The organism is Tenacibaculum soleae, from assembly GCF_001693415.1.
Lineage (GTDB): Bacteria > Bacteroidota > Bacteroidia > Flavobacteriales > Flavobacteriaceae > Polaribacter > Polaribacter soleae.
Genome location: NZ_MAKX01000001.1, coordinates 1,084,436 through 1,101,253, shown reverse-complemented (window position 1 = coordinate 1,101,253; position 16,818 = coordinate 1,084,436). Strand labels below are relative to the sequence as shown.

Annotated in this window: 18 protein-coding genes; 5 read left to right on the top strand and 13 right to left on the bottom strand. The window is 30.7% G+C overall.

Features of this window, described 5'->3' with window-relative positions; translation table 11 throughout:
• From hemW to BA195_RS05115, 5 genes are all read right to left on the bottom strand, one after another.
• Entirely contained in the window at positions 1–1,161 is a 1,161-nt protein-coding gene (gene hemW / locus BA195_RS05135) for a radical SAM family heme chaperone HemW (RefSeq protein ID WP_068703103.1), read from the bottom strand.
• Positions 1,162–1,167: 6 nt separating this feature from the next.
• A complete protein-coding gene (ruvC, locus tag BA195_RS05130; RefSeq protein WP_068703102.1) occupies positions 1,168–1,722 on the bottom strand; it encodes a crossover junction endodeoxyribonuclease RuvC in 555 nt (184 codons plus the stop codon).
• Positions 1,723–1,765: 43 nt separating this feature from the next.
• Positions 1,766–3,388 carry an adenine deaminase gene (gene ade / locus BA195_RS05125; RefSeq protein WP_068703101.1) on the bottom strand — a complete coding sequence of 541 codons (1,623 nt, stop codon included), beginning with the start codon at positions 3,386–3,388 and terminating at the stop codon, positions 1,766–1,768.
• Between the two features lie 92 nt (positions 3,389–3,480).
• Complete coding sequence (gene pckA, locus BA195_RS05120) at positions 3,481–5,085, bottom strand: phosphoenolpyruvate carboxykinase (ATP) (protein ID WP_068703100.1); 1,605 nt, start codon at positions 5,083–5,085, stop codon at positions 3,481–3,483.
• Between the two features lie 94 nt (positions 5,086–5,179).
• On the bottom strand, positions 5,180–5,554 hold the full coding sequence (locus BA195_RS05115) for a DUF423 domain-containing protein (protein WP_068703099.1): 375 nt from the start codon (positions 5,552–5,554) through the stop codon (positions 5,180–5,182).
• A gap of 82 nt (positions 5,555–5,636) precedes the next feature.
• On the opposite strand from BA195_RS05115, the gene BA195_RS05110 reads away from it, so the two are divergent.
• A complete protein-coding gene (locus BA195_RS05110; protein ID WP_068703098.1) occupies positions 5,637–7,001 on the top strand; it encodes a saccharopine dehydrogenase family protein in 1,365 nt (454 codons plus the stop codon).
• Between the two features lie 261 nt (positions 7,002–7,262).
• Positions 7,263–8,114 (top strand): alpha/beta fold hydrolase, encoded by an 852-nt coding sequence (locus tag BA195_RS05105; protein ID WP_068703097.1) that lies wholly within the window; start codon positions 7,263–7,265, stop codon positions 8,112–8,114.
• A 9-nt stretch (positions 8,115–8,123) separates the two neighbouring features.
• Here BA195_RS05105 and BA195_RS05100 read toward each other — a convergent pair whose 3' ends face one another.
• From BA195_RS05100 to BA195_RS05090, 4 genes are read right to left on the bottom strand one after another with little or no spacing between them, the layout of a single operon-like run.
• Positions 8,124–8,843: a tRNA1(Val) (adenine(37)-N6)-methyltransferase gene (locus BA195_RS05100; RefSeq protein ID WP_068703096.1), complete on the bottom strand. Its 720-nt coding sequence runs from the start codon at positions 8,841–8,843 to the stop codon at positions 8,124–8,126.
• Positions 8,844–8,975: a hypothetical protein gene (locus BA195_RS14580; RefSeq protein WP_262509355.1), complete on the bottom strand. Its 132-nt coding sequence runs from the start codon at positions 8,973–8,975 to the stop codon at positions 8,844–8,846. It abuts the gene before it with no gap.
• Positions 8,976–8,999: 24 nt separating this feature from the next.
• Entirely contained in the window at positions 9,000–9,656 is a 657-nt protein-coding gene (gene mnmC2, locus BA195_RS05095; protein WP_068703095.1) for a tRNA (5-methylaminomethyl-2-thiouridine)(34)-methyltransferase MnmC2, read from the bottom strand.
• A gap of 8 nt (positions 9,657–9,664) precedes the next feature.
• Positions 9,665–10,162 (bottom strand): DUF4920 domain-containing protein, encoded by a 498-nt coding sequence (locus BA195_RS05090; RefSeq protein ID WP_068703093.1) that lies wholly within the window; start codon positions 10,160–10,162, stop codon positions 9,665–9,667.
• 122 nt (positions 10,163–10,284) lie between these two features.
• On the opposite strand from BA195_RS05090, the gene BA195_RS05085 reads away from it, so the two are divergent.
• A complete protein-coding gene (locus BA195_RS05085; protein WP_068703091.1) occupies positions 10,285–11,334 on the top strand; it encodes a branched-chain amino acid aminotransferase in 1,050 nt (349 codons plus the stop codon).
• Positions 11,335–11,400: 66 nt separating this feature from the next.
• On the top strand, positions 11,401–12,333 hold the full coding sequence (locus tag BA195_RS05080; protein ID WP_068703089.1) for a TlpA family protein disulfide reductase: 933 nt from the start codon (positions 11,401–11,403) through the stop codon (positions 12,331–12,333).
• A 41-nt stretch (positions 12,334–12,374) separates the two neighbouring features.
• Here BA195_RS05080 and BA195_RS05075 read toward each other — a convergent pair whose 3' ends face one another.
• Positions 12,375–12,761 (bottom strand): pyrophosphohydrolase domain-containing protein, encoded by a 387-nt coding sequence (locus tag BA195_RS05075; protein WP_068703087.1) that lies wholly within the window; start codon positions 12,759–12,761, stop codon positions 12,375–12,377.
• Positions 12,762–12,871: 110 nt separating this feature from the next.
• Between BA195_RS05075 and BA195_RS05070 the strand changes: the two genes are divergently transcribed.
• A complete protein-coding gene (locus BA195_RS05070; RefSeq protein ID WP_245662318.1) occupies positions 12,872–13,087 on the top strand; it encodes a hypothetical protein in 216 nt (71 codons plus the stop codon).
• Here the strand turns inward: BA195_RS05070 and BA195_RS05065 are convergent.
• The 3 genes from BA195_RS05065 to BA195_RS05055 all read right to left on the bottom strand — a co-directional run bounded on the left by BA195_RS05065 (position 13,084) and on the right by BA195_RS05055 (position 16,735).
• Positions 13,084–14,004: an ion channel gene (locus BA195_RS05065; RefSeq protein WP_068703085.1), complete on the bottom strand. Its 921-nt coding sequence runs from the start codon at positions 14,002–14,004 to the stop codon at positions 13,084–13,086. The two genes, BA195_RS05070 and BA195_RS05065, sit on opposite strands and share 4 nt — an antisense overlap.
• Positions 14,005–14,085: 81 nt before the next feature.
• Positions 14,086–16,128: a dipeptidyl-peptidase 3 family protein gene (locus BA195_RS05060; protein WP_068703083.1), complete on the bottom strand. Its 2,043-nt coding sequence runs from the start codon at positions 16,126–16,128 to the stop codon at positions 14,086–14,088.
• A 46-nt stretch (positions 16,129–16,174) separates the two neighbouring features.
• On the bottom strand, positions 16,175–16,735 hold the full coding sequence (locus BA195_RS05055) for a DNA-3-methyladenine glycosylase I (RefSeq protein ID WP_068703081.1): 561 nt from the start codon (positions 16,733–16,735) through the stop codon (positions 16,175–16,177).
• Positions 16,736–16,818: the final 83 nt, after the last annotated feature.

Sequence of the window (16,818 nt, the reverse complement as noted above, 5' to 3'; positions counted from 1 at the left end):
TTATTTAACTATAAATAATTCTGAAGCTAAACCATCTGCTAAAAACTTTCCTTTTTCAGTCGTTTTTAATACGCTATCTTCATTACATCTCGATAAAGAAGATACCGATTGCTTCGTTTCTCTCGCAATGACGAGTAAACCTTCATCTATAAACTTCTTTGAAGAAATTACTAATTGTTCTCTAAATTCTTCAGCTACTTTATTTAATGAAACACCCCAAATAGTTCGCAAACCAGTCATTAAATATTCATTAAACTGATCTTCTTTTGATAGTTTTTCAACCTCATTCGGTAAATTACTTTCTTGAAGTTCTTTTATATATTTTGCGTTGTTGGCTATATTCCAGCTACGATGCGTTTTACTAAACGAATGTGCCGACGGGCCAATACCTATATACTTTTTACCCAACCAATAACTTGTATTATGTTTTGAAAAGTAATCAGGTTTTCCAAAATTTGATATCTCGTAATGTACAAATCCGTTTTTAGCGGTTTCTGCTACCAAAATATCAAAATGCTCTTTTGCTTCGGTTTCGTCTGGTGCGGGATATTTTCCATTTTTCACAAAACTATCTAGTACCGTTTTAGGCTCAACAGTTAAGGCATAGCTTGAAATATGATTCACCCCAAAATCGAATGCTATCTGTAAGTTCTCTTTCCAGCGTTCATTACTCATATTCGGAACACCATAAATTAAATCTACAGTAATATTATCAAAATGGCGAGTCGCCATAGTCAAACATTCTTTTGCTTCTTTTGAATTATGCGCGCGATTCATGCTTTTTAAATCTTCTTCAAAAAAAGATTGCACGCCAATACTTAATCGATTAATAGGCGAATTAGCTAGTTCTGAAATTTTAGTTTCAGACAAATCATCCGGATTGGCTTCTAAAGTAATTTCTGGATTTTGAATTACCTTATAATTTTGATGAATAGCATTTAATAAAGTTTCTATTTCTTCTTTTGATAATAAAGAAGGGGTTCCGCCTCCGAAATAAATAGTCTCTATCATTTCATTTGCTAATTCTTCTTTACGTAACCCTAACTCTTTTACCATGCATGAAACCAATTCGTCTTTCTTTTGTAAAGAAGTAGAAAAATGAAAATCGCAATAAAAGCATGCTTGCTTACAAAACGGTATATGTATATAAATTCCTGCCAAATTAAATTACTTCTTAACTCTTTTTTCATTCTGCTTTACAAACGCTGCCCAACCTGTATAATTTTTACCGCCAATAACTTTTCCTGAATTATAATGATGACAAACCGCAGCGGCTAAACCATCGGTTGCATCTAAATTTTTAGGCAAGGTTTTTAAATTTAATAAAGACTTTAGCATTAACGCGACTTGCTCTTTACTCGATTTTCCGTTTCCTGTAATTGCCATTTTTATTTTAAGTGGTGCATATTCTGTTACAGGTATTTCACGCGACAATGCAGCAGCCATAGCAACTCCTTGCGCACGCCCAAGCTTTAACATCGATTGTACATTTTTACCAAAAAAAGGAGCTTCTAAAGCAACTTCATCAGGTTTATAAGTATCTATCAATTCAATTGTACGTTCAAAAATTAACTTTAGTTTTAAATAATGATCGTCGTATTTTTTTAAAATCAATTCATTCATTTGAACGAATTCCATTTTTTTTCCTACCACTTTTATAATTCCGAATCCCATGATAGAGGTTCCTGGATCAATTCCTAAAATAATTTTCTCTGTCTTCAAATTTTAATTTCTATAAGGCTAAACTAATCAATTAAATAGTATTTTACTGAATCTCTAATGAAGTAAACTTAAAGTTATTTCCGTCAAACAGACCTTTATCAGATAATTTTAACGCTGGTATTACCAACAGCGCCATAAACGATAAACTCATATATGGTGCGCGTAATTTACTCCCCATTTGTTTAGCCATCTTATCTAATTCAGCATACGATTTACCTATTTCATCAGCCGATTTATCACTCATAATCCCTGCCACTGGCAATGAAACTATTTTTTCTTTGGATTCGGTAACAGCACAAACTCCGCCTCTATTCTCAATTAACAAATTTACAGCCTTACAAATTGCTTCATCAGAAACACCAACGGCTATTATATTATGAGAATCATGTCCTACAGAACTTGCTATTGCCCCTTCTTTTAATCCAAAATTCTTAATAAAAGCGATTGAAGGTTCAGCATTTTTATAACGATTTACAACCGTCATTTTTAATACGTCATTTGCTATATTAGAAACTAAATTCCCTTCTTTTATTAGAGAGTTTGCTTCAATTTCATTGGTTACCAATTCTCCGTCTAAAGCCTCAATAACTCTAATTTTTTCTGCGGATGATTTAAATTCAAAATCAGTAACCTTCTTTTTATCTGTATCAAAATTATTCAATACTTCAAAATCTACTGATTTTACAAATGATTTTCCATTTTCACTAACTAATTCACCGTTTATATACGTTTGTAAAACATTAAATTTTTCTAAACTATCAACAACAATAAAATCAGCATCATCTCCTTTCTCTAATAAACCAACATCTAAATTGTAATGTTTTACTGGGTTAACACAGGCAGCTTGTAATACTTTAAAAACATTAACACCTTTCGATACTGCGCGCTCACATAACTGGTTAATATGCCCAACTAATAAATCATCTGGATGCTTGTCATCTGAACAAAACATCATATTTTCAAAATGATCAGGCAATAAATCAATTAAAGCCTCAAAGTTTTTGGCAGCACTACCTTCACGAATAATTACTTTCATTCCTTTTTGAAGTTTCTCTAAAGCTTCTTCGTAGATAAAACATTCGTGATCGGTTGTTATACCTGCCGATATGTATTTAGTTACATCATCACCTCTTAAACCTGGCGCATGCCCATCTATAGGTTTGTTATTATTCTTAGCGTGTTGAATCTTTTTTAAAACCTCTTCATCGTCAAACAAAACACCCGGATAATTCATCATTTCAGCTAGGTATTTAATATTCGGATTTTCTAGCATCAATTTTATGTCATCAGAATCAATAATAGCTCCTGCACTTTCAAAAGAGGTAGCTGGCACACATGATGGTGCTCCGAAATTAAATTTTAACGGAACTTTCTTTCCGTTTTCAATCATAAAATCAACACCTTTTACTCCTAATACATTTGCTATTTCATGCGGATCAGAAACAGTAGCGACTGTTCCGTGCGTTACAGCTATTTTTGCAAATTCTGACGGCACTAACATCGAACTTTCAATATGAATATGCGCATCAACAAAACCAGGAATAATATAGTTTTCTATTAAATGATCAGCTTTTCTAATTGCTCTTATCTTACCTTCTTCAACCTCAACTTCTCCTTTAAAGATTCGTTTATTTTGTATATCAACTATATTTCCTTGTACAATCATACCTTTATTTTTAACACCACAAAAATAGCTAGTATTTATGCATAAAAAAAGCATCCTTTAAAAGGATGCTTTTTTTACAATATGATTAAAAGTTAAGCCGCTGGCCCTCCTTTTAAAATTTCTTCATTTGCATATTCTTCAAACTTTTTAAAGTTTTCTTTAAATGAATCTGCCAATTTATGTGCTGTTTTATAATACTCTTCATCATTATTCCAAGCTGTTCTTTGGCTTAATAACTCAGAAGGTACTCCTGGACATTCTCTTGGTTGTGCTAAACCAAATACCGAATGTATATGATAGTTTTCTTTAGTAATTTCACTTGGTAAACCACCTGTTAAAGCAGCGTTAATCATAGCTCTTGTATACTTTAACTTCATTCTATTTCCTACTCCGTAAGGACCTGCAAACCAACCTGTATTAACCAACCAAACATTAACGTTAGTTTCTTTCATTTTTTCGCTTAACATTTCTGCATAACGAGTTGGATGTAATGGCATAAATGGCGCTCCGAAACAAGCCGAAAAACTTGGTAATGGCTCTGTAACACCAGCCTCTGTTCCTGCTACTTTAGCAGTATAACCTGAAATAAAGTGGTAGGCTGCCTGCCCTGGTGTTAACCTCGAAATTGGAGGCAATACCCCAAAAGCATCTGCCGTTAAGAAAAATATATTCTTAGGGTTTTTACCTGTCGATGGTGTTTGAATATTTTCAATATGATGAATTGGATAACTTACACGTGTATTTTGTGTAATTGAAGTATCGTTAAAATCAACCTCTTTTTTATCGTTCATCACAATATTTTCCAGAATTGCTCCTTTCTTAATAGCTGCGTATATTTCTGGCTCTTTATCTTTAGATAAGTCGATTACTTTTGCGTAACAACCTCCTTCAAAATTAAACACCGTGTTTTCTGAAGTCCAACCGTGCTCATCATCACCAATCAAACTACGGTTAGGGTCAGTAGATAAAGTTGTTTTTCCTGTACCTGATAATCCGAAGAAAATAGCAGTATCACCTTCTTTACCAATATTTGCTGAACAGTGCATTGGTAATGTGTTTTTAAACACAGGTAAAATAAAGTTTAATGCAGAAAAAATTCCTTTTTTAATTTCACCAGTATAACCAGTTCCACCAATTAAAGCAATCTTTTTCTCAAAATTTAAAATAGCAAAGTTATGCTGACGTGTCCCATCTACTTCAGGATTTGCCATAAAACCAGGTGCGTTAACAACTGTCCATTCTGGAGAAAAATCTTTTAATTCTTCAGCAGTTGGTCGTAAAAACATATTGTAAGCAAACATGTTACTCCAAGGGTACTCGTTTACAACTCTAATATTTAACTTGTAATCTTCATCTGCACATGCATAACTATCACGTACAAAAACCTCTTTATTAGATAAGTAATGTGTTACTTTATCGTATAATTTGTCAAATTTTTCTGAATCAAAAGGTATGTTTATATCTCCCCACCAAATTTCATCTTTTGTTATATCGTCTTTAACGATAAAACGATCCATTGGCGAACGTCCAGTAAACTCACCTGTTTTAACTGCTAATGCGCCAAAACTAGTTTCTACTCCTTGTTCTTTTTCTATAGTAATATTGTGTAACTCCTCTGAAGTTAATTGATAACGAACCGTAGCATCTTTTATACCTAAGTTGTTTAACGATATCGTTTTCGTATCAAGATTTGTCATCTTAAAATAATTTAGTTGTGTTAAATTTCATACAAAAGTAGGGCTTTTTGATTAAACTCATTAATCATTGAAAAAAATTATCAACTATTCTTTTTTAATAACTTTTTTTAAAAAATAAAAAAAACAGTAAAGACCAGCCTATAATTAGCATAAGTCCACCTAATGGAGTTACAAACCAAATTGATTTGGCAGGTACTTTTAATAAATGTATTGCATAAATTGATCCTGAAAATAAAATGATACCGCCAATTACAAATAAACTAATTGCATTTTTTTGCTTAGAAGTAAATTCATTAAAAATGTTTACAAACAACAATAATAAAACATGCATAAATTGATATCGTACCGCTGTTTGAAAACTTTGCATAGCCTCTGCACTTAATTTTGTCTTTAAAGCATGCGCTCCAAAAGCACCTAAAATTACTGCTATAATTCCCAAAAAAGATGATATTGTTAAATTCTTGTACATTTTTATTGTTTTTGTTTAAATTTAAACTTTTTTAGCGATATTGTGCCTTTAAAAATTAGAGTATACAAAAATACATTATATAATGAGAAAAATATTAATTATTGGTGCTGGTAGATCTAGTGCATCACTTATAAAATATTTATTAGATAAATCCATATCAGAAAAATTGCATTTAACCATAGGTGACGTTTTTATTAACAATGCAAAAAAATTAGTTAATAATCATAAAAACGCAACAGCTATTACTTTAGATGTTTTTAACGATAAAGAACGTATTAATGCTATTAAAAATGCCGACATCGTTATATCAATGCTTCCTGCCCGTTTTCATATACAAGTAGCTAAAGATTGTATTACTTATGATAAACATATGGTAACTGCTTCTTACATTTCTGATGAAATGAAAGCTTTAGATACACAAGCTAAAGCTAAAGGACTGGTTTTTATGAATGAAATTGGCTTAGACCCAGGGATTGATCATATGAGTGCCATGAAAATCATTAATGAAATTCATGACAAGAAAGCTAAAATGTTACTTTTTGAATCTTTTACAGGTGGCTTAGTGGCTCCTGAAAGTGATACTAATTTATGGAACTATAAATTTACTTGGAACCCTAGAAATGTGGTTTTAGCCGGACAAGGTGGCGCCGCAATGTTTATTCAAGAAAACACATACAAATACATACCATATCATAAATTATTTAGAAGAACAGAATTTTTAGATATTGAAGGATATGGTAAGTTTGAAGGGTATGCGAATCGTGATTCTTTAAAATATAGAAGTCTTTATAATCTTGAAAACATACCTACAATGTACAGAGGTACCATTAGAAAAGTAGGTTTTTCGAGAGCTTGGAATGTTTTTGTTCAATTAGGAATGACCGATGATTCTTATGCCATTGAAGATTCTGAAAACATGAGTTATCGTGATTTTACGAATTTATTTTTAGCTTACTCTCCTACAGATTCTGTAGAATTAAAATTTCGTTCTTACTTAAAAATAGACCAGGATGATGTTATGTGGGATAAGTTTTTGGAACTTGACATTTTTAACCCAACTAAAAAAACTGGACTTAAGAACGCTACTCCTGCTCAAATTTTACAAAAAATACTTTCTGATAAATGGACGCTTGAAGCCGATGATAAAGATATGATTGTAATGCATCATAAATTTGGATATGAACTTAACAACAAAAAACATCAAATAGAAAGTAGCATGGTTATCAAAGGTGATGACCAAACCTATACTGCCATGGCAAAAACAGTTGGTTTACCAGTAGCTATGGCTACTTTACGTATTTTAAATGGTGAAATTACAACTCCAGGTGTTCAATTACCAATAACAAAAGAAGTGTATGAACCTATTTTAAAGGAGTTAGAAGAATACGGAATTACTTTTATTGAGAAAGAAGTACCATATTTAGGCTATAATCCTGAAAGTATCTAATAGAATATGAATAACTATTTCTATTCACATTTTTAAATAAATAGAAGTTATGCTTTAAAAAACTCATTTTTTATTAATTACCATAAATAATTTAAAAAGGCATTATTACTGATGTCTTTTTTCTTATACAAAAGTTTTAACCTTAAAACAAAACACTTGATTTCTAAACAATTTAAAGTTAGTTTTGCATCCCCGATTTTTTATTAATTAAAACATTACCAAACCCTTAACAACATTAATTAAATTTTTAAAAATCAATCAATGAAAAAAACAATCTTTCTTTTAACCGCCTTCTTTTTATTAAGCTTACAACTTAGTAAAACTAACGCTCAAAATAATTTTAATACTCCTTACGGAAACAATAAAACCGTTGGTAAATATATTAAAGTAAACGGCGCTAAAATTTATTACGAAGAATACGGAAAAGGAGAACCTTTATTAATCATACATAGCTGTGGGACAGACATTAAAGCCATGGAATATCAAATTGATTATTTTAAAGATAAATATAGGGTAATTGCTGCGGATAGTAGAGGGCAAGGAAAATCAGAATTAAAAACAAAATCTTTAACCTACCTACAAATGGCAAAAGATTTAGAGCAATTGGTAACAAAACTAAATTTAACAGCTGTAAATATTCTTGGTTGGAGCGATGGCGGTATTATTGGCTTAAAAATGGGAATTAGAAACAAAGTAACTATTAAAAAAATAGTTACAATGGGACCTAATTTAAGGTTTGACAACACTGCTGTTAATGATTGGGCAATGCAACAAGTTAAAGAAATGCATGCCGAAACTTTAAAAATGATAAAAAAAGGTGACACTTCAAGAAACTGGAAAAAAGAATTACAATTAGACAAATTACTTTTAAATTCTCCAGATATAAGTCATGCTGAATTACAAAAAATAAACGCACCAGTATTAATTACAATTGGAGATAGAGATATTATTAAAAACCAACATGCTGTTGAAATTTTTGATAATATTAAAAAATCTCAATTATGTATTGTTCCTGGAGCTAACCATGGAATTCCTCGTAACAGTGCTAAAAACTTCAATGAAATAGCTGATAAATTTTTAGCTAACGATTTTGATTACAGTATTAAAAAATAAGTATAAAACTTACATTTTTAAATAAAAGTCTTTTGTTAGATTTATATAGGCATCAGTATACTGGTGCCTTTCTTTTTCAATAACCAAAAGTTCTTTTTCAATTTCTTTTTCTTCAAAAGACAAGGTTAACAAGCTTCTTTTTATAACAGAATTTTCATTTCCTTTTACATGACAAACCTTATTTAAAAATAGATTGTATTCAAGTGCTATCTTTAAAAATTCAACTTCTTCTTTATAAGGTATTATTACTGAAAACATACCTTTTTGAGCCAAAATTTTAGCTACTCCAACTATCAATTCTTTAAAAGATAAAGACGATGTAAAACGTGCTTTGTTACGAGAAACATCATTTGTTTCAAAATTATCGGTATAAAATGGCGGATTCGATACAATAATATCATACTGCTCTTCCTCTTCTATCATTTCGGTTACAAAATCATTAAAAGATGCATTGTAACAAAATAATCGATCTCCCCAGTCAGATTGCTCAAAATTAGCTACCGTTTGCTCATAAGCAGCCGCATCAACCTCTACCGCATCTATTGTCATAGCATCTGTTCGTTGCGCTATCATTAACGAAATAAGACCTGTACCTGAACCAATATCTAAAACACTGTCTGGAAACTCAGGCAAAGCACACCAAGCACCTAATAAAACCCCATCAGTACCAATTTTCATAGCTGTTTTATCTTGTGCTACTGTAAATTTTTTAAATTGAAATGGTTTCATTTAAAAATATTTTCCAATTATAGCATCAGCATTAAAAAACAAATACAAAACAACAATAAGCATTATAATTAAGTACAACCCTTTTTTAGGATTTGTTTTTTTTCGATTACCAAAACGTCTTTGAAACTTCATTTTTTACTTTTATAATTTATTATTTTAACTATATTTTATTGCTCGAAGCATTTCTCTTTTTCCTGGTGGCCCAGGCAAACGTTCTACATTAAAACCTACTGATTGCATTGCTCTACGCACACTTCCTTTAGCTGAATAAGTTACTAAAATTCCGTTTTTATTTAAAGCATTAAACATCAATTTAAAAATATCTTCTGTCCACAATTCTGGTTGATGTTCAGCACCAAAGGCATCAAAGTAAATTAAATCAAATGCTTCTTTGTCATCAATATCTTTAAAAAATTGTTGACGCTTTGTTAGGCTAAAATTTGATGTAACCTCATGCTTTTCTTCCCAAGAAATCGCATGCATTTTATTAAAAATAGGCTGTTGCTCTACTACATTTAATTCGGTAACATAATTTAACCTAACAAGCTCAGTATTGCTTACAGGATATGCTTCTACTCCTACATAATTTATTGTTTTATTACTTTCTAAAAAAGTAATAAAACAATTTAACCCAGTACCAAATCCTATTTCTAAAATAGAAAGTTTTGGTTTATTAACCTGTTCTAATCCGCTTTTTATAAATACGTGATATGCTTCTTGTATTGCTCCGTGTTTGGAGTGATACTGTTCATTCCAATCAGGTAAATGTATTGTAGTAGAACCATCTGACGTTATAATTATTTCTCTTTTAATAACAACAATTATTTCATTAATACTCCGTGTGCTAAAAACGAAAACTCTTTTTTAGGTTCCGTTATTTTTGCGATTTCTTCTTCTGATTTCCCTGCATCTTCAGCATAATGACGTAATTCATCAACTGGCGTTTCTTTTACAAACGCTTTTCCTGCAACTATCACTTCATTTCCCTTACTATCTAACGGCATAAAAAAACCATAATCCTTAAATTTTACCATTGTTTTTTTATCCGCCGCAGGCAACACCATCCAACATCCTTTTTTAGTACAAACCTCATCAATTTTAGATGTAAATTTCACGTTTATTGTATCACCAATCTTTAAGGCATCAAATTTTTTAGACATTTCTTTTTCAGAAAGTGCATTTACACTTTCTATTTTTTCCCCAAACGAAGCATATGCTATTTTAGAAGCTTCATTTTCTTTTACTTCTTCTTTCTTTTTTACTTTACAAGCTAAAAACAAGAAACTTAAAACCAAGGTAAATACTAGTATTCTTTTCATTATCAAAAAGTTAAAATTAACACTTAGCAAATATAATTATAATTACTGAAGTGATTACTTATTACAAATCTTTATATAGCTAGTTTTTGTACCTTTGACACACTGAAAAAAAAAGCATTTTTATGAACATAGATATTCAATTAGTAGCACAATCAAAAATTGATTCAGTTGATTTTAGCAACCTTGCTTTTGGTCGTACTTTTACAGACCACATGTTTGTTTGTGATTTTTCTGAAGGAGAATGGAAAAACCCAACAATAATGCCTTACGGACCAATGCTTTTTGATCCTTCGGCGAGAGTATTTCATTACGGACAAGCTGTTTTTGAAGGCATGAAAGCTTTTAAGGACGATAATGATGACGTATTTTTATTCAGACCTGAAGACAACTTTAACAGATTAAACGTATCTGCCGAACGTTTAGCAATGCCTGCTGTTGCTAAAGAGGTGTTTTTTGAGGGGTTAGAAAAACTTTTAAAAATAGACAACGATTGGATAAAAAAAGGGGCTGGTAATGCTCTTTACATTCGTCCTTTTATCATTGCTACTGAAGGTGCTATCGCAGCTTCACCTGCCGAAGCTTATAAATTTATTATTATTTGCTCACCTGCACAATCATACTATGCTGGTGAAGTTAGGGTTTTATTTGCTGAAAAATATAGTCGTTCTGCCGATGGTGGTGTAGGTTATGCTAAAGCCGCAGGTAATTATGCCGCTCAGTTTTATCCTACGCGATTAGCAAATGAACAAGGTTTTCAACAAATAATTTGGACCGATGCTAATAGCCATGAATATTTAGAAGAAGCTGGTACCATGAATATCTTTTTTAGAATAGGAGATAAATTAATAACAACACCAACAAACGATCGTATTTTAGATGGTATTACTCGAAAATCAATAATTCAACTTGCGGAGGATAATAACATTAACGTTGACGTTAGAAGGGTAACTGTTGCCGAAATTAAAGAAGCTGCAAAACTTGGTGAATTAAAAGAAATTTTCGGTTCAGGTACTGCTGCTGTAATTAACCCTATCAAAGGTTTTAAGCATCAAGATGACGTTTTTGAATTACCTGAAAATAACGATTCATATGCAACATTTTTTAAAGAAAAGCTTGTTAACATACAATCTAACAAAACTGAAGACAAACACGGCTGGAGAGTTAAAATTTAGATTTCGTTAAAAAAAACTATCTTAGTAATTCATAATAAGATATTTATAAAATTACAAAAGGGGGAAATGAGAAATATTATACTTGCTTTATTATCAATAATTATAGGGTTTGGTTTATCGCTATTTACTTTAAACACCTACATAAAAGGTACTAGTAAAAATGATAATACTGAATCAGCAGCAAAAGAAATTATAATTAGTAAAAAAGCCGCTTCAGAAACTAAAGAAATTGAAAAGCCAGCAGAAGTTGAAAAACCAGTGGAAATTGAAGCAACTGTAGTCGCCAACAATACTGAGGAGAAAAAACCTATAAACACCGATGATATTCAAGAAAATTACGACAACTGGAACGCTTACAATAAACAAAATATTGATTTAATGTCAACCTTTATTCCTCTTGATAACAAGGGAGCAATAATGGATAAAGGGATTTTTTTAGTTTCATTACGTACAGGAGCCTACATTGCTGTTAAATCTAAAAATAAAAAAGACGAAATTCAATATCAGTTAACTAATATTAAAAATACTAGTAACGAAAAAATAAAAAAAGCAATTGTAAGTAAAGCTACTATTGCTTATCAATATTTTAAAATGGAAGGCAAAAAAATTCCTCGTTATGATTTTGTTGATTTAAAAGGAAAATCTCATAATAAAGCAGATACAGAAGGTAAAATAGTCGTTTTAAAGTGCTGGTTTATTACTTGTAAAGTTTGTGTTGAAGAGTTTCCTCAATTAAATGCTTTGGTTGATAAATATAAAGAAGATGATATTGAATTTGTTAGTTTAGCTTTTGATGAAAAAGATAAACTAATCGAGTTTTTAAAAACAAAACCTTTTAAATATGTCACGGTTCCTAATCAAAAAAAGTACATGTCTAAAAAATTAAAGGTAAAACAATACCCTACACATCTTATTGTTGATGCCAACGGTGTTATTTTAAAAATGGTTAATAACGTTAAAACATTAACCTCAGAACTAGAACGTATTGTAGGTAAATAAGCAACTAATAAATAAAAAGAGCCTCATTAATGAGGCTCTTTTTATTGATTCAAAATTGTTTCTATATTCGGTTTAAAATAATTAGGTCCTTTTAAAACCTTACCATCTTCACGATATATTGGTTTACCATCTTCACCTAATTTACTCATATTACTTCGTTGAATTTCGTTAAAAACGGCTTCTATTTTATCTTGCATTCCGTGCTCAATAATAGTACCACATAAAATATATAACATATCACCTAAAGCATCAGCTACCTCAACCAAATCATTATTTTTAGCCGCTTCTAAATACTCTTCATTTTCTTCTTTCATTAATTCAAAACGCAATTTTTTTCGATCTTCAGCTATTTTAACTGTTGGCTCGTTTTGAATATTTAACTTAAATGCTGAATGAAATTCATGTACTGCTTTTAATTTATTTTTCATTTTATAAAATTTCTTATTGGTTTACTTTTTAAATGTATCAAAAAAAACTACTTCCTTAAATTTTTCTTCATAATAAAATCATTCTTTAACTTTGCTGAAAATACAATTTTATGTTTACTCTTATCGCTGCAAAAATGTTTACTCCAGGTAGAATAGTTTTTGCTAGTTTATTTGTTATCGCTTTTATAGTGTTAATGTTTTATAGCTACAAAAAAGATGCAAAAAACAATAAAAAACATTATAAGAATGGTGCTATTTATGTAACTATAGGAATTATAAGTGTTATTGCGTTTTTATTTATTTCTAAATTTTTAATTAAAGGTTAATTCATTTTTTCTACTTTACTCAACTTATCGTGATTTAAGATAGTGAATCCTTCTTCATTAAAATGAGATGAAGCTGTATATTTCATATCCATCTGTAAGTTAGAAAAATTATAAGAAGTTGCTTGGTAAACATTTTGCCCAAAAGACTCCTCGTAATACTTGAGTAAAATATACACATGAGCATCCATATTTTTTATTTCTTCTTTGGTATATTTATATAACGGACTCTCTTTATCTACCTCATGTACCACTGTCCAGATTGTTGGCAAATACATTATTTTATTTCGTTCTAATTTTAATTGATAAAATTGACGCTTATAATTTCCTTTTTCACTCTCTTCATTTAAAACCAATGTAACTTTTATTTCAGGCTCAATCATTACGGTTTTTCGGTTATTCATTAATCGAAACATTAATGCTTTGTGCTCCTTAAAATCTCTTAACACCAAATTATCACTAAAACGAATGGCTGCTTTTGGCTTAGAAAACCGACCATATAATAACCCTGTAATAAATGAAAAAGATAATAAACCAAGCATTGCCTCAAAAGAAGCAATGACGTTAGATGTTATTCCATGCGGAGCAATCCCTCCATACCCTACTGTAGTTAATGTTTGCGCGCTAAAAAAGAATCCATTTAAAAAATCATACAAAAAATAATCATTTGGCTGAGTAATTTCTTCAATACCAATTAAGGTATATATAAGTCCAAAAATCACATTTAAAAAAGTGTATCCTAAAAAAACTAGAAGAAAAAATTTAGCCCAAGACATTTCAACAAAATACGTATACAAGTCATCTATATTCACGTTTTTATTAACATGAATCACGTTAGAGCTCCCGTCTTTATTAATAAGCCCCCTACTATTTTCTTGTGAATTATAACCTAATCCAGGGTCTTTAATTTTTCTTGCCATTACATTATTTTACTTTGTAAAAATACAAAAACCGACTCTTTATGAAAGAGTCGGTTTTTTATAAATAAATTAAACCTCTTATTAGTTTTTAATAGGTAAAAAGCTATAATTTTTAGCATAAAACTTCATTTGCTCTTCAAAAGTTTCGGGTTGTGTAACTTTTACATCAGTAATATTTCCTTTGGCATCTAATTCTGGTACTAAAACTGGGTTTACAAATCCGCTATAAGGAGCAGATGTAAATTGTTTATTACGCTCTAAAACCTCTTTATGAAGTTCTTGATCTACTTTAACACCATAACCTTCTACTAAAGCTTTGGCTGCATCAAAATCTCCTTCTGATTTAATTCGTTGCGTTTCTTTTAATAAACGACCAAAAATTTCACGAAGCTTCATATAGTCATTTACCACAAAATATGTTTTACCTTCTTTGGTAATTTTTTCAATTACATTTTCTTTTTTTCCTTGTTCAAAAGACCAAGCAGAAACCCATTGGCGATTTACCATATGATCTTCTTCAATATCATCTCCTAATTTAATACGTATTAATTGAGACATCAATCCATTTCTAATATAACCATCATAAGCAGCTTTTCCTACTTTTTGCCAATCACTAACCAAACCTAATTCTTGTAATTTAGGATCCATTAAATAATACAATCCAACTAAATCTGCTCTACCCTCTTCCATCGTAGATGCATAATTTTTTAAGGTTTCTTTTGGCTGTCCTATTCCTTCATTTATCTGCCCTGAAGCATGCCCGATTACTTCATGCAAAGCAGTATGTAATTTATCTGCTAATTTTCCATATTCTAGCTCTAACGCTATTTCTTCTTCATCATAGGCAAACTCTTTTAATCTACCAGAGCCTCCAGCATTATTGTACGCCCCTATAATATTACCTAATGAAACCGATTTAGATCCATGTTGCTGACGAATCCAATTATTATTTGGTAAATTCACTCCTATTGGGGTACTTGGTGATGCATCTCCTGCTTCTCCGGCAACATTTACCGTTTTATATGAAACACCCACTACATTTTGTTTTTTATGCGCTGGTGATAATGGCGCATTATCTTCAAACCATTGAGCATTGTCTGATAAAACTTTCATCTTTTTAGACATATCAAAGTCTTTAATTTGCACTACAGTTTCATAAGAACCTCTATATCCTTTTGGATCATTGTAAACCTCAATAAAACCATTTATCCAATCGATATTTCCTTCAACAGATGTAGCCCAAGCAATACAATATTTATCCCAAACATCTAAACTTCCAGTCTTATAATACTCGATTAATAACCCTAAAGCGGCTCCTTGTTTTTCATTTTCAGCTACATCTTGTGCTTTTTCTAACCAAAAAATAATGGTATCAATAGCATTACCATACATACCACATGATTTCCATACTTTTTCAACTAACTTTCCGTTTTCACGTACTAATTTAGAGTTCAATCCAGCTTCTATCGGTTGCCCTTCAGGTCCTTTATATGCTGATTCATAAAAAGTTTCAACATCTTTACTTGTAACATCTGGTCCATAAAAATTAATTGCTGATGCTAACACATTATCAACGCCAGCTTTTTTATTTACTTTTTTAGCATCTTTTTCATTAAAAATCACATCTAATGCTTCTGCAGATAAAATTGCTTTCGTGTCTTTTAATAAACCAACTAAATACTCTTTAGAAAAAGTAGGTTTAATTTTATCATTTGAATAATGATGATGAATTCCGTTTGAAAACCAAACACGTTTTAAATAAGTAGTAAAACTTTTAAAATCTTCACTATTTCTATCTCCTTTATAATCGTTATTTATTTGCTCTAAAGCGGCTCTTATCTCTAAGTTATGACGGTAATTTTGATCCCACATAATATCACGCCCAGCCAATCCTGCTTGTGTTAAATAATACACTAACTTTTTTTCTTTTAGTGTTAATTCTTCAAACCCCGGAATTTGATACCTTAAAACTTTTATATCTGCAAATTGCTCAACCTCATGATTAAACTTTGCTTCCTTCTTTGTTTCTACTTTTTTCTCTTTAGTTTCTTTTTTATTTTCCACTCCACAAGAAACCAATAAGCTAACTGCTGCCGCAGCACAAAGCATTTGTTTTAATTTCATTTTTATAATTTTAAATTGATTTTTTCAGTTGATAAATGTACGAATTTTAAATTTCGTTATATCTGAAACAATCGGTTGTATGATCGTTAACCATACCTGTAGCCTGCATATAAGCATATATAACTGTAGAACCCACAAACTTAAAACCTCGTTTTTTTAAATCTTTTGATATTTTATCTGACAACACTGTAGTGGCAGGAACATCTTCTCGCTTATCAAAACTATTTTTAATTGACTTACCATCAACAAAAGCCCAAATATATTTCGAAAAAGACCCAAACTCTTCTTGAACATGTATAAAAAGTTTTGCATTTGCTATAGCGCTTCGTATTTTTAATTTATTTCTTATAATTCCAGCATCCATAAGCAACTCTTCATATTTATCCTCTTTGTAATTTGCTACTTTATTATAATCGAAATTATCAAATGCTTTTCTAAAGTTTTCTCTTTTCTTTAAAATTGTTATCCAACTTAAACCTGCCTGAAAAGTTTCTAAAATTAAAAACTCAAACAAAGTTTTATCGTCATAAACAGGAACACCCCATTCTTTGTCGTGATATGCTACATACAAAGGATCATCATTTACCCAAAAACATCTTTTCTTCATTTTCTTGACTTTAAAAGTGAAAATTACTGTTAAACAGATTAAAAATCAATGAAAATTAAAATATTTTTTGCAACTTTATAGAC

Coding starts and splice junctions, on each gene's coding strand:
- BA195_RS05090 (WP_068703093.1), bottom strand. CDS start 10,162: ATGAAAAGAATACTAGTATTTACCTTGGTTTTAAGTTTCTTGTTTTTA.
- BA195_RS05055 (WP_068703081.1), bottom strand. CDS start 16,735: ATGAAGAAAAGATGTTTTTGGGTAAATGATGATCCTTTGTATGTAGCA.
- BA195_RS14580 (WP_262509355.1), bottom strand. CDS start 8,975: ATGAAGTTTCAAAGACGTTTTGGTAATCGAAAAAAAACAAATCCTAAA.
- BA195_RS05065 (WP_068703085.1), bottom strand. CDS start 14,004: ATGGCAAGAAAAATTAAAGACCCTGGATTAGGTTATAATTCACAAGAA.
- BA195_RS05075 (WP_068703087.1), bottom strand. CDS start 12,761: ATGAAAAATAAATTAAAAGCAGTACATGAATTTCATTCAGCATTTAAG.
- BA195_RS05105 (WP_068703097.1), top strand. CDS start 7,263: ATGAAAAAAACAATCTTTCTTTTAACCGCCTTCTTTTTATTAAGCTTA.
- BA195_RS05085 (WP_068703091.1), top strand. CDS start 10,285: ATGAACATAGATATTCAATTAGTAGCACAATCAAAAATTGATTCAGTT.
- BA195_RS05060 (WP_068703083.1), bottom strand. CDS start 16,128: ATGAAATTAAAACAAATGCTTTGTGCTGCGGCAGCAGTTAGCTTATTG.
- BA195_RS05115 (WP_068703099.1), bottom strand. CDS start 5,554: ATGTACAAGAATTTAACAATATCATCTTTTTTGGGAATTATAGCAGTA.
- BA195_RS05070 (WP_245662318.1), top strand. CDS start 12,872: ATGTTTACTCTTATCGCTGCAAAAATGTTTACTCCAGGTAGAATAGTT.
- BA195_RS05100 (WP_068703096.1), bottom strand. CDS start 8,843: ATGAAACCATTTCAATTTAAAAAATTTACAGTAGCACAAGATAAAACA.
- BA195_RS05080 (WP_068703089.1), top strand. CDS start 11,401: ATGAGAAATATTATACTTGCTTTATTATCAATAATTATAGGGTTTGGT.
- pckA (WP_068703100.1), bottom strand. CDS start 5,085: ATGACAAATCTTGATACGAAAACGATATCGTTAAACAACTTAGGTATA.
- ade (WP_068703101.1), bottom strand. CDS start 3,388: ATGATTGTACAAGGAAATATAGTTGATATACAAAATAAACGAATCTTT.
- BA195_RS05110 (WP_068703098.1), top strand. CDS start 5,637: ATGAGAAAAATATTAATTATTGGTGCTGGTAGATCTAGTGCATCACTT.